The sequence below is a fragment of the Dysgonomonas sp. 25 genome, assembly GCF_010501075.1.
GTDB lineage: Bacteria > Bacteroidota > Bacteroidia > Bacteroidales > Dysgonomonadaceae > Dysgonomonas.
Genome location: NZ_QVMN01000006.1, coordinates 19315 through 34119, shown reverse-complemented (window position 1 = coordinate 34119; position 14805 = coordinate 19315). Strand labels below are relative to the sequence as shown.

Sequence of the window (14805 nt, the reverse complement as noted above, 5' to 3'; positions counted from 1 at the left end):
GCTTTTTTTACTCTACAATGATTTTAAATGTTTTACTTAGGTCGCCCTGAGATACTTTGAGAACATACGATCCTATATTAGCAGGTACATCGATAGATGTCGTAGAATCTTTGCTTACCTGTTTTTTCACAATTTGACCCGACATATTCACAATCTGGATAGTTATCGGATTAGTTGTCAAATCAGGCAATTCGGCTCTCAATGTCAGCTGTTCGCCTCTCTTCACCGGATTAGGATAGATACTTAACGAAACATCCATCCGTTGCGGAGTATAGTTACAGCTATAAACGACATGCCCGTCTTGCTTAGTCATACGTGCATAGTATACTGCACTGAAATCGAGTTCTTGCGAACCATCAGTTGGTGTATAATATTGTTTTGTAGCACCATCTATAGGAGTACCGTTCTTATACCATTGGTAGCCATCGGCTCTGTATTCTCCATTAGCATTGTTGACCAATAGTACAGAATTCCATTTTTGTACAATGACTTCCGATGCAATACAATCTTCTATCTGAACAGGGATAGAGTGAAGGACTTGTCCTCCATGGTCGTCTGTCACCACAAAATCAAGCGATGTATTACCCACTGCTACCGGCTTCACTTTGAACGTTTCCGTTGATCCGTAAACGGTCATAAGCGCAGGATTCTGAGATGTGGCAACGAAAGAAAGCACATCATCATCATCAGGATCTGAGAAGAAGTCATTGATATTGTAAGTCTGTTCATCATTCTGTACACTGTAGGTGAAGCTTGTCACACTACCCGAGTAGTAAGGGAGACGGTTCGTATTCGTCACCTTAATTTGCAATGCATATTCGGTAATCATACCATGTTCATCTGTTGCGTTGAAGTTCATTGTATGAGTTCCCGCATCAGCATAACCCGGAGCGATGACAAGTCTCAGTGTTCCACTATTGTAAGTATAAGTCACAAAGTCTAACGTTGTCGTTGCTGTAACGCTGCTTATAACATCGTTTTCGGCATCTTCGACCGCAATCGATAAATTGCGTGTTTCGGTTTCTGCCACTGTTACTGCAAGTGGAGCATTGACAAATTGAGGTCCTTTATTCAGATTCAATACTACCGGAATTTCTATTTGCGGATTTACCAAATCGTTCGATTTGAATATCAAGGATGCTTTCTGTTCGCCTTGTATAGCATTGGCCGCATTAGCTTCCAGCTGCAATGATGATGAACCTCCTACAGGAACAATACCTGCTTCATTGTTAAGAATTCTCACCCAGCCACTGCCTTTAGCATCTTTTTCGAGCGCTATATGCATATATGCGGTATGAGTAGTACCCACAAATCCTGTTTGAAGATCATACCAACTATTGTTTCTTCTAAACATATAGCGGAAAGGAACAGTTTCTACATCAAGCGAGTCTACCGCCCCCTGAGGAGAACTGAGCAATAACGGATATCTGAATATGACATAGAAGTCTTCATTTGGATAAATAGTTGCTTCATTATCCAATTCTATTACTTTTATGCCTCCATAATTATCGTTACCATTTGGATTCGTAAATGAGAATGTACCTTTAGCCACGGTCACAGCATCTATAATATTATTTCCACCTGCTCTGACTTCCGCTTCGACAATTCCTTCAGTAATACCTTCAGCCCGGAACCAGGTTGCTACAGCTGCCACATTGAAACCTTCAGGTCCTGCATTGAAATGGGTTGCAGCAGTAAAACGCTCTGATCCTCCCAATCCGATGACTATATTGATGGCATCGAAATCTTCGGTATATTCCAGAACTCTGTTATAGTCAGTTGCAGCTTTAGTAGAAGCAGCCAAAAGCGGTTGCACGCTTTCCGAAAAAGATATCGGTTCGGCTAAGGTACCTATTGTTTCTGCTTCACCTGCCGAGTTGAGATGTGCTTCGGAAGCATACCTTCTGTACTTGATAGATGCTGTATAATCCAAATCGATATCTCCGGAGATATTATCAAAGTTAACTGTTCTGATTTCAGTAGCAGCATGATTATCAAGCTGGAATTCGATAGGATTAGTATTCACATTCAATGTCGGAGATTGAGGTAGTTCTATTTTACCTTTCACATCGACGCGTACTTCTCCGGCATCGGTTGAGAAGATAATTACATCTGCGAAATTTCCATCGGTTGTAGGTCCGAATTTTACTTTCGTCCGGAGTTTATTACCTGCGCCAGGCAATACGGTCATCGTTCTTCCTCCGGTAAATATATTCGAAATGCTATCCCAGACATTGAGGTTTCCGTTATACCAAAGGATCTCGTCTGTAAAGAACTGGTTATCAAGATCCATCCGCACATTTGTGATGGTCAATGGTGCCGTTCCGGTATTTACGATGTCCAATGGAAGTTCATATTTCTTATAGAATCCTTCTGTATCGAAACCTAATTCTTCTGTACCGAAATCGATGAGCGTACTGCTTGCCGACACGCCCGGTGCGCCATTCACTGTGAGGTTAAACGGTTTCTTCCATACAGGAGTTGTAGGATCATTCGATTTGATCATCAATGTATCGGTGATTGTTCCTGCATAAGCTTTAGCCGGTTCAACATGTATGTTACCGCTTGCAGATGCACCCGGAGCCAGTTTATACTCATTGGCTGATGAAAATAGCATGGCTACGCCAGGCATATCTTTCGTAAATGGAAGAGCCTGTCTCACCGGATAGGTCATTGCTGTGGCTTCGCCTTGTCTTTGGAGACCAATACTCTGATACTGAGTCATCGCACTAAAGGTTGTATGCATCTTATACTGGAACTTAAACGAGCCGTCTTTGTAAAGAATAAGCTGCATAGAGTTTGTTCCCATAGCTCTGATAGTATAATATTCCCACGATACAACAAAATAATCACCCATATCCTGATAATAGAATCCGGCCGCATCTCCAAATTCGGAAAGATTATATTGCAAAGTTGCCAGTCCGGCTGCAATATATGAAGGACTTTTTTCTACCATCGGCAATCTGGCTGTTCTGTTATTGATCGCAGGTGGAGTTCCACCGAAGGCAACTAATCCCCAGTTATTGATCTTGATAGCGTTATAGTCTACATCATAGAATTTGAAGTTGAATGAAAGAGGCACATCCTGCCAGATATTAGCAAGTCCATTTCCCGGTATTTTGGTTCCGGTCTGTGTGATGTCTATCCAGTTGTAGGTAGCTTCTCCGTTGCTATGCACTACATATTCGTATCCATATTTCTCGATCGGACTTGTAGTATCGTCGAAACGGACAACCGTACCTCTTTGCACCGTATAATCGAGATCGCTATAGCCTGTATTGGTAATAGTGAACGGTATAGCTTCCGTGTCAGTCAGATTCATCGTACGGGTTACGAGTGATGCATCTGCTGTGATTATCGGAGAAAGAGAAACATCGCCCAACAATGGGATTGTTTCGAGAGTACCTCCTCCGAGCTGGAATTCTAACTCATCATCCACCGAACCGGTGTTTGCTGTATTAGGTACAATTACGAAATCGCCATATTGTCCTGCTTTGATAAGAGCTGGATAAGTTATAGTATATTTAGCCGGATCGAAAGATACAGAACCAACAGATAAATCTTTTGTTCCTGTATTATATACTCTCACAAGATCCTGATAATTAATACTCTTGTAGATTCCGCCAAAGTCGACAGTGTCTTTCGACATTCTATAGTTCTCAGTTCCTCCGGATGTAATATCCAGTTCGATCAAACCATGCACTTGCTTGTTGAGCGGGTCATTGCTGACGATATTTACATATTGGTTGATAGTGCCTTCGGCCAATTGATCTGTAGCAATATTGACTTTCATTGTGACAAATTCGCCCGGACTTACACTACCGGAAGCATTTTCGATGCTTGTAATAACCGGTTTGCCCGGATAGTCGAATCCGATAGCCGTTCCGTTGGTTATAAAGAAAGTATCTTCTTCATCCCTTACAAGAAGAGCATCCTTTTTCTCTACATCTTCTATAAAAGTCATTATGTGATCTCCACCCCATACGCCGCTTGGCGGTACTGTTTGGTAGTAGAAACGGATATCTCCATTGGCGTGTAACACCATTTGAGCAGTATAAATATCTCCGCTGGCTTTGTGCACACCATTTTCGTATTGTATAATCAAACGATCCGGCTCGCTCTTATAAAGGACTTTTCCTGAAGGATAAGATGCATCGTAGATGGAGTATCCCAGCATGGAGATATAACCACGCGGCGAGGATGGACCATTCAGTTGCGGCACATTGACCGGCCTCACTGTATTATCGAATGTTGTAAATCCTCCGGTTGTGATATAAATAGTATCCTGCTCGGTGTTGTAATACGGGAATTTGAATTCCATCGGTACAGCCACATAGAGGTTTGCTCCAATAAACTGGTTTGTAATATCCGTTCCTGTTGTTGAAATATCTAAGAACGCATTAGGCAACGATGTATCGGTGGTTACACTCGCATTGTTTCCTCTCACTATGTAGCCATAGCTATGATAGCTATCCGGCCAGTCTTTGCTGATTTCGCGGTCGTCGAATCCCGGAACGAAATATTTCAACGGATAGGTTCCGATATTTTTCACTTTAATTTCGGCTTGTACAGTACTTCCAAGAGTCAATCCCGGTTTGGTTTGGGCTGCCGGATCGAGATCGATCTCAGGAGCACCCAGTCCTATACCGTTCAATGATACATTGAATGTACTTGTTCCATCGGTGATTTTCAACGTTCCATTGATATTTCCTGCCACCGATGGCGAGAATTTAACCCTGAAACGGGCATTGTTACGGGCCAGTATCTTATCAGCAGGCGTGCCGACAAGCGTGAAGTCGGAAGATCCGGTAATGCTGGCTGTAAGGTTCTTTATCAATCCATATCCATGATTTTCGAAAACGACATCGATCAGCGTGTCGGTTGCAGTTATCAGGTTTCCGAAAGAAGTGATTGTAGGATATACAATTTTCGGTTTATGTCCCGAAACGGTGAAAGTGACAGGAACTCTCAATTCGCTATCTACAGAAGAGTTGGAGTTCAATATCAGATTTGTTTTGTACACACCGTTGATCATGTAAGTACCATCGGCCGTCACCTGAATAGTAGAAGACGAATTGCCGCCGACTGTTCCCGAAGCAGGATCTAAGGTCAGGTATTTGCCGGTATCAGGCGTTGCGCTCACTGCTATGGTGTTCCATGCGAATAGTGCCGCCTGAGGGCCTTTCCATGATGAGAGAACTTGTTCGAGCAATACCCATTCTTCGCCTTCGGAAGATGAATAGTAACAATAGGTAGAATATTCCTGCGATGCTTCCTGTTCTATTCTCAACGGGTAAAGGTTGCCTTTCGGTACATGAATGGCAATATAGAATGTGCTTCCTTTTTCGAAGAATAATTGTTCTTTGAAATCTACGGAAACGTCCTGACGGTAAAGGTCTAAGTGGTAGTTGAAGTATTGTTTATGAACTAAATTCTTTTTATCCAGATCATCCTTATATACTTCCACAATTACATTCCCTGTTCCGGCTTTATAGCTCAGATTGAAATAGACGTGCGTAAGGTTGAATCCTTCTTCTTCGTCTACGATATATTTCACTGCCGAAGAGACAGGGATAGAGGTATCGTTATCTCCGATGAATGCTATATTCAGCGGCAACGTATAGCTTTTCTCTACCTGCTCGAATGGAGTAAATCCTGCTTTGGTCTTGATAGCGGTAGGATAAGCTGTACCTATCACAGTGCGATCCGACGATTCGCCAACGTTATACTGGCGGCTGGCATTCTGAATGCTCACAATAGGATTGTATGACGGAGCCATGCTCATAGTCGCCATTACCGAGTTTACATTGCGCATCGAGTAATCCCACGAAAGTGTTCCTGTCGAGTTGTTCAGGATATCGAACGAAGTGGTGGCAATCGGCGAAACGGGTACGTTCGCAGCCATTGTTATATCCTTGGTCGGCACGCCTGTATTCACATCGATAGAGGCGAATATAGTCGATTTGCCGGATATGATATTCGAAAGATCGGATACATTTTCGAAGATATCTGCCGATGTAACAGCGAAATAGTATATTGTGTTACCAACCAGGCCTTCGACTGTTGCTGTTATTTTTTCGCCGGCTTCGGCAGTGTTCAGCAATTCCAGCTTATAGGCATTTTTGTAGTTGCTGCTTGTAATCTGCTCTTTAGAGTAGTATACAGTATATTGTTCCGGCTTGAGATTATCTTGATCCTCCGGAACTGTCCACTCTAATGTAGCAGAAGATTCGTCGAATATTTTAATCTCGAGATCCTGAATCCTGTTAGGAGCTATTTTTTCATCGTTTTGTACGGCAAGTAATGCGTCGATACCACCTGCTCCCATCTTACCGACAAGGGTGTCAGCATTCAAGGCATCTATATTTCTTCCGGCATTTTCCAGCTTTTTCCATAGCATGGTATTAGTCATCTTGGTAGGGCTGTTAGCCAATGCCAAAGCGGCAATACCCGATACATGCGGACAAGCCATAGACGTTCCGTCCATATAGCCGTATTCATTTCCGACCAAAGTACTCAACACGCTTGCGGGAGAACCATAGGCAGATGAATTTCCACCCGGTGCAGATATATTAGTCCAGGTACCAAAGTTGGAATAACCGGTAATTCTCCCATCAGGACCTAACGAGTTCACAGTGAATACGTATTCTCTGTTTCCCGGATACCAGTCTCCCTGCGGATTCCACGGGCCACCGATTACTGCTTCGGAAAGTTTGTTCCCCGATGCAAATATAACGATTCCGCCTTTCATCGGGCTTCCGTCGTAGTCTCCAGCTTCGCCGATGAAGTATTGGATTGCATCCAGAACCATCGGTTCGAAAACTCCTTCGCGTGTGTAGCTCCAGCTATTCTGAGAGATTACCGCTCCGTTGTTTGCGGCATATATATAAGAGTTGGCTGTGTTGACGGTTGACGCTCCAATCATCTGCAGTGCCATTATCTTCACACCGTCGCCGTTTCCTGTACCTCCGGCAACACCCGAAACACCTTTTCCGTTGTTATTTACGGCAGCAATTGTTCCTGCTACGTGTGTTCCGTGATCGGCAGGTACCATAGTGGGCATGTCATAAGTAAAATTCCAACCATGAATATCATCGGCGTAACCGTTCATATCATCATCCAGGCCATTGCTATTAATTTCTCCCGGATTTACCCACATATTGTCTTTCAGGTCTTCGTGGTTTGTATCTATCCCTGCATCATGTACCGAGACGATTATGTTCGATTTCCCGGCAGTCAGTTTCCAAGCCTTGTATACGTTAGCATCGTATACATCGGGCATTCCATACTGCCCTGTATTGTTATAGTGCCATTGATCTTTCAACAAGGGGTCGTCAAAAGGTTGTGTAGAGCCAGCCTTTACCATTCCGGGGATGTACCGCGAGATGGTGTGAGGAGGCAATCCTTTTTCCCTGTCTACTTCTACAAGGGCTACACCCTCTTGTTTGCGGAAAGCTTCTACGGCTTGTTGCGGATCTACATTCTGATCCATTTCTATCGTATACCATAGATGCAAACCATATTTACGCAATTTCGCTGCAGTCTGAGGAGTTTCAGGAAATGCCCTTTTCATTTTCATGGCATTGATACTCTTTGCTGCTTTATCGAACGTTGCAATTCCTGTCGATAGTTTGTCACTTTTTGTGCTTATTTTGGCCTTTTGCATCTTTTCGGCCATCTCAGGGGTAAATTTGACATTTATAACTCCCTGACGGACACCATTTTTATATACACCCGTATCTTGGGCGTATACACCAATAGCCGCTAAAAGAAGTAAGCTCAAGATAAGCGTCCCCTTTAGGATTGTTAAACAATGTTTCATAAGTGATAATTAAATTTATTTTATAAAATCTGAATTTAGAAAGAATAGAATATTGATAGAGTTTTTGCGAGAAAGTTTGCCATACGACCCGCTTTTCCTGACAAATAGTAAATTTATTCGTGAAACAACTGGTTATCACACAAAAATAGCAATAAAATCAAGGAATCATAATTATTGTGTGCTTTTTTTATTTTTTCCTTTTACTTATTATGTACAAAAGCCTCATTTTAGAAAAATGCAAAAAGAACAATCAGGGGATTATTTCTATCCTCCCGATTGCCCTTTCCGGTTAGCTATTTCAGCCTGATTAGCTTATTATATGTTCTCTTTTACAAGTTACCAGCTGGCATATATCGTTTTCCGGTCTTTGGCATAGGCACTGAAGTAGCCTAAGCATCCCCCGGTGATATTAGTAGCGGGATTGGTCAACGAATCCGTCATCTTATATACATGCTCGAAATAGGTGCCTACATTCTTATCCATGCAATACAGTTCCACGGTTATCTCATCTCCTTGTTCGATGGGCTTATCGTCGTTATATGCTTCATGTACGGGGATAACATCACTTATCACCAAGCCATCCTTCCCTTCGTTAGTCTCTATTATTTCATAATCGACTAAGATGCGCTTGCCATTCACATAGCACCGGTAACGGTAGTAGTTCTTTTCACCCTGCGGGTCAAGGAAATGTAGCTGAGGATAAGGATATTCAGCCGCGGGAATATCGTACATCGTTATGCTATCGATCGGTACGGCAGTAGGAAGAGTCGACCGGGAGGTATATTCCTGCCCGTCGATTGTCACCGAAAGAGAGTATGTAACGCCCACTACTCCCTGTATAGTGCTGGCAGCATATACGCCATCGGCATTTTGAACCAACGTTTCGGTATGGCCGAGGTCATCGGATATTACGACGGTGGCATTATCTACCGTATCGTATTCGTTATCGGTATTGTAATCTTTTGACATTGTTATTTTTACAATAGCAAGTGTGTCGAGTTGTACCAATCCTTCGATAACAATACGAGGTTCGGAGGAATGAAGTTTCAGGTCTATTTCTTTTTCACAAGAGGCAAAAAGAAAAAGGATCAGGGGTAAGAGAAACAATGATTTTATATTGATAACTTTCATAATGTAATAGTATTTGCTGTTGTTTAAAATCTGAAGTTCCACGATATGGAAGGAATAAATCTGAATAAGGTATATTGATATACCGACATTTTGGAAGAGTCGTCATCGTTCGTCCTGAAATCGATCATATAAGGGTTTTCTCTACCATATGCATTATATAAGCTGAACGAGAGTTCGGAAAAGAAGTTCTTTTCGTTTACCAATATACAGGTTGCTCCCAAATCGAGGCGATGGTATGCCGGAGCACGGTAGCCATTCCGCTCGGTAAAATAAAGGACATTCTTATCATCTATGTGGTACTTCCCGCTCGGGTAAGTCACCGCATCACCGGTGTAGTAAACCCATGCGGTAGAAAGCGACCATTTTTTATTCAGTTCGTACATCAGCACTATAGAAATATCGTGCGTCCTGTCCTGACGGGCATTATACCACTTATCATTATTGATACCGTTTATCTTTTTCTCCGATTTAGACAGGGTATAACCAATCCATCCCGTAAGTCTCCCGGTTTGCTTGCGAAGCAGGAATTCTACACCATAAGCCCGTCCTTTTCCGAAGAGTAATTCCGTTTCTACATCGTCGTTCCAATCCAGTTCGGCATTATCCTTAAAGTCTATCTGGTTCTTCATATTCTTGTAATAACCTTCGACACTGAATTCGAACATATTATTAGAGAAGTTGCGGAAATAACCTAATGTCACCTGATCGGCTATCTGCGGTTTGATGTTATTCGAACTGGATGTCCACCTGTCATAAGGTGTGTTATAAGCCGAGTTGGTAAGCATGTGGATATTCTGGACATTGCGCCCGTAGGCTGCCTTGATGGAAGAAACATCGTCCAGTTTATATGCCATAGACAAACGGGGTTCGACATTGAAATAGGTCTTTACAAATTTGCCTGAACCATACCATGTGGAGTCTACGACATTTTTATTATCGTCCAGCGTATAAAATTCTCCTTTCCCCAGTGCCGAGAAGGTTGACAAGCGTACTCCGGCAACGATTTCCAACGGCTCTGCAGGTTTGAAGGTATTCATTATATACAAGCCGTTTTCCCACGAATAGCGGTTCTTCAGCTTACGTCCCTGCCCTTTGCCCTCGGCATATCTGTATTTTCCGGGCATAATGTTATGGTAGGTACTGTTCACCCCTACTTTCCATTCCTGATTTTCTGTCGGAGCAAAACGGAATTCCTGTTTGAATGTATAATCGTTTATTTTAGAGGTAATTGTTGCGTCCACATCCATACTAATCTTAGTATTGGTGTTGTATTTGTTATACTGGAAAGAGGTATTCGACATCCATTTGTCATTCATAATCCTTGTCCACTTAACTGCCCCGAACAGGTTGCTCCAATCGGTAGCCACTACTTTCTTTATCGCCATCTTATCCTTACCGTTGAAAGCCGATACCGTCAAGTAGTCTTTGTCCGATAAGGTAAAGTTCATTTTCATGTTCAAGTCATAGAAATAAAGAGAAGAATTCTTTACCTCTTCTATACCCATCGCCCGTCCTATGGCATCGGCATACGTACGGCGTGCTCCGATGATAAAGCTCGATTTGTTCTGTTGGATTGGTCCTTCTATGCTCAACTTAGAAGAGATAAGCCCAATGCTTCCGCTACCTTTATAGGTAGACTTATCGCCCGATTTCATCTGCACATCCATCACCGAAGATAGACGTCCTCCGTACTGTGCAGGCATCGACCCTTTGTACATGGTCACATCTCTGACAACATCGGAGTTGAATGTGGAAAAGAAGCCCATCAGGTGAGATGCATTATATAGCGGCACATCGTCTAACGATATCAGGTTCTGATCGGTAGTTCCGCCTCTGACGAAGAAGCCCGAACTTCCTTCTCCTGCTGTATTGAAGCCGGGAAGCAGCTGCATAGCTTTGATAATGTCTCTTTCGCCTAACAAAACGGGAAGTTTATTAGTCAGCTCGGTGGTCAGTTTTTCTACCCCTGTTTGCGGGCTCGAGATATTCTTATCCACCCTGTCGGCAGAAATAACGACCTCGCCAAGACCGATCGAAGAGGGCATCAACGCCACATTCACGTTCTTGTCTCCATCCAACAGTACAGTTATCTGGTAATTTTCATACCCTACGTAGTTGATGACCAAGGTATATCTGCCCTGTGCCAGCTTCACATTAAATACTCCCTCATCGTCGGTCGAAAATCCGACGCGTGGCAATTCCTTGATACCAAGAGGTACCCCTACCAATGTTTCTTTCGATTGCGAATCGGTCACAGTCCCTCTCAGAATGTATTGCTGTGCCGAAATGGATAAAAATGCTTGTAGTAATAGCAAGATTAGACCTGTTCTTTTTAAAGTCATAAGTTAAAATTATTATATCCGGTTGTAATAGGACGAAATATATGTTATAGTTTTATTAGACGAATAATACATCGTTTTATTTTACTGGTTACAAAGTTATATTATAAACAGCCCGAACTTTTTTTATTAGATGAAAGCCCCTTTTTAGTAGATGAAAGAAGCCAATTTGTAGACGAAAGCATTTTATAGCTTAAGAAATTCAGTGTTTGTCAGTTATTTATCGTGTGTTTGGATGAACCTATAATATATTAACAGAGAGAGTTAAAATAAATTACCTCTCCTCCGGAAAAGATATATTGTCCAAAAGGAGAGGTAAAACCTATTTCAGCGTTTTCTTACTTTGTCAAAGAAGCTATTGTCTCTTTGATTGTAGCAATTTTGCTTTCGGCATCTGCCTTTTTCTTGCGTTCATTCTCTACAATCTCGGGCTTGGCATTGGCTACAAAGCGTTCGTTGCCGAGCTTTTTCTCTACCGAAACAAGGAATCCTTCGAGATACGTCAATTCGGCCTGCAATTTTTCCAGTTCGGCTTCAACATCTATATTATTACCCAACGGAACGGCATATTCTGTCGTCCCTACGAGGAAAGAAGCCGCCATCGGATCTTTTTCTTCGACAAGCTTTATTTCAGTCAGATTAGCCATCTTTTCGATTACACTATCGTATGTACAAGTGTATCCGCCAAGCACCTCGAGCGAAAGCTCCTCTTTGTTCGGGATATTCTTCTCTAAGCGGATGGTACGGATATTGGAGATAATCTCTTTCACCTGTTCAAAGGCTTGGAGTAGTGCCTCACTCGGTTTCTTCAACTCCGGCATCGGTGCCAACATGATACTTTCGCCCGCTTTGCGCCCGGCAAGTGCCTGCCACAATTCCTCCGTGATAAACGGCATAAACGGATGCAACAACCGCAGGAGCGAATCGAAGAAACCTAACGTAGCTTCGTACGTCTTGGCATCTATCGGTTGCTGATAAGCGGGTTTAACCATCTCGAGATACCACGACGAAAATTCGTCCCAGAATAACTTGTAAACCATCATCAACGCTTCGGACAAACGGTATTTGCTGAACAAATCGTCCATCTCGGCAGCCGTTTTGGCTAAGATATTTTCGAACCACTCGATAGCAGCCTTAGCCGATTCGGGTTGTTCGATAGCATCGCTCACCTCCCAGCCTTTCACTAGGCGGAAAGCATTCCATATTTTATTGTTGAAGTTACGTCCCTGTTCGCAAAGCACCTCATCGAACGGAATATCGTTTCCGGCCGGAGCGGTGAGCAACAAGCCCATACGTACAGCATCGGCACCGTATTTCTCCATCAGCTCGATCGGATCAGGTGAGTTACCCAACGATTTCGACATCTTGCGTCCTTGCTTATCGCGTACGATTCCGGTAAAGTAAACGTTATGGAAACACGGTTCTTTGCGATATTCATAACCTGCCATTATCATACGTGCCACCCAGAAGAATATAATATCGGGACCGGTCACCAAATCGCTGGTCGGATAGTAATAGTTTATCTCCTCGTTATCGGGATGGTTGATACCATCGAATACCGAGATAGGCCACAACCACGACGAGAACCACGTATCGAGGCAATCCTCATCCTGACGCAAACTGAAGCCTCCCGCAGCCCCTCCCAAGGAGGGGTGTTTGGCAATAGCAAGTTCTCGTGCTTTTTCTTCATTTTCCGCAACAACGAAGCCCCAATTTCCCCCTTCGGGGGGACTAAGGGGGGCGTCTATATAATACGCCGGGATACGGTGTCCCCACCACAATTGGCGACTGATATTCCAATCCTTGATATTTTCCATCCAGTAGCGATATGTATTTTTATAGCGTGCCGGATAGAATTTGATTGTATCGTTCTCTACATTTTCCAATGCTGGTTTAGCCAGTCCCTGCATCTTGAGGAACCACTGCATCGACAACTTCGGTTCGATTGCAACATGCGTCCTTTCAGAGAAACCGACTTTATTGGTGTAGGCTTCTACCTTCTCCATCAGTCCTGCCGATTCGAGGTCGCCTTCTATCTTCTTGCGCACATCGAAACGATCCATGCCCTGATACATCAGTCCATGTTCGTTCAGTGTACCGTCATCATTGAAGATGTCGATTGCTTCGAGGTTATATTTTTCACCCAGCATGTAGTCGTTCACATCGTGGGCAGGAGTTACTTTCAGGCAGCCTGTACCGAACTCCATATCTACGTAATCGTCCTCGATAATAGGCACAACACGATTGGCAATCGGCACAATAACCTTTTTGCCTTTCAGCCAGGCTGTTTTCGGATCATTCGGGTTGATACATACAGCAACATCGCCGAATATCGTTTCGGGACGAGTAGTGGCTACGACACAGTAAGCCCCCTCAACTCCCCCGTAGGGGGAGCTATTGTCCAGCTCGGTTTTTATTTTTTCTAAAACTGATTCGGTGTTTGCAATTACTTCTTCATTAGTAAAGCGCAAAACCGTATAGCCGAAATCTTGTAGAATCTCATCCCTCTGTTTATCAGCCTCTTCGATTTCAGGTTGGTTATGATATTTACCGTCAACCTCTATCACAAGCTTTTTATCTAAACAGACAAAATCAACAATGAAATTTTCAATAATATGTTGTTTTCTAAACTTATCTCCTAATTGCTTCTTACGCAGCATCTCCCACAAGGCACTTTCAGCTTCGGTAGAGAATTTCCTCATATCTTTAGCATGCTCTTTCAGCAAGGCATAATTTTCTCTCTTTGCAGTTTGATACTTCGGAAGCTCTGATTCCCCCCCTTGGGGGGTTAGGGGGGCTATCTTATAGCGGAGGTAGTACAACTTTCCATGCTCTTCTTTGTGGATCACTTCCTCATCCGAGATAGCCGTTTTAGCGCTCGGATCCCAGTTTACCATGCGAACACCACGATATATCAGCCCTTTTTTGTAAAGGTCGACAAATACTTTATATACACTCTCCGAGCGTTTTTCGTCCATCGTGAAAGCTGTGCGATCCCAGTCGCACGAAGCTCCCAGCTTACGAAGCTGCTTTAGTATGATACCACCGTGTAGATGTGTCCATTCCCAAGCATGCTCGAGGAATTTCTCGCGGCTAAGATCATTCTTGCCGATACCTTCCGCCGCCAACTTAGCTACTACCTTCGCTTCGGTTGCGATAGAGGCGTGGTCTGTACCGGGAACCCAGCAGGCATTCTTGCCGAGCATACGGGCACGGCGCACCAGAATATCCTGTATGGTATTGTTAAGCATGTGTCCCATGTGAAGCACTCCCGTAACATTCGGCGGAGGGATGACGACAGTATATGGCTCGCGATTGTCGGGTTCGGAGTGGAACATATTATGCTCCAGCCAATACTGATACCATTTGTCCTCGATGTCGGACGGATTGTACTTACTTGCTAATTCCATGCTTTTAAGTAGTTTATGAATTAAATAAAATTTGAGTAGGCAAAATTACAAAATAGTTTAGAATATCAGCTTATTAATAGCCAATAAACAAGAAACACGGGGT

4 protein-coding genes are annotated in these 14805 nt (G+C 43.3%); all 4 read right to left on the bottom strand.

Annotation, left to right across the window (positions count from 1 at the left end; genetic code table 11):
* Positions 1–7 precede the first annotated feature (7 nt).
* On the bottom strand, positions 8–7822 hold the full coding sequence (locus tag D0T66_RS10400; protein ID WP_163357227.1) for a subtilase family N-terminal domain-containing protein: 7815 nt from the start codon (positions 7820–7822) through the stop codon (positions 8–10).
* A gap of 336 nt (positions 7823–8158) precedes the next feature.
* A complete protein-coding gene (locus tag D0T66_RS10395) occupies positions 8159–8953 on the bottom strand; it encodes a DUF4249 domain-containing protein (protein ID WP_163357226.1) in 795 nt (264 codons plus the stop codon).
* Positions 8954–8976: 23 nt separating this feature from the next.
* A complete protein-coding gene (locus D0T66_RS10390; protein WP_163357225.1) occupies positions 8977–11295 on the bottom strand; it encodes a TonB-dependent receptor in 2319 nt (772 codons plus the stop codon).
* 335 nt (positions 11296–11630) lie between these two features.
* On the bottom strand, positions 11631–14702 hold the full coding sequence (locus D0T66_RS10385) for a valine--tRNA ligase (RefSeq protein WP_163357224.1): 3072 nt from the start codon (positions 14700–14702) through the stop codon (positions 11631–11633).
* Positions 14703–14805: the final 103 nt, after the last annotated feature.

Coding starts and splice junctions, on each gene's coding strand:
- D0T66_RS10395 (WP_163357226.1), bottom strand. CDS start 8,953: ATGAAAGTTATCAATATAAAATCATTGTTTCTCTTACCCCTGATCCTT.
- D0T66_RS10385 (WP_163357224.1), bottom strand. CDS start 14,702: ATGGAATTAGCAAGTAAGTACAATCCGTCCGACATCGAGGACAAATGG.
- D0T66_RS10400 (WP_163357227.1), bottom strand. CDS start 7,822: ATGAAACATTGTTTAACAATCCTAAAGGGGACGCTTATCTTGAGCTTA.
- D0T66_RS10390 (WP_163357225.1), bottom strand. CDS start 11,295: ATGACTTTAAAAAGAACAGGTCTAATCTTGCTATTACTACAAGCATTT.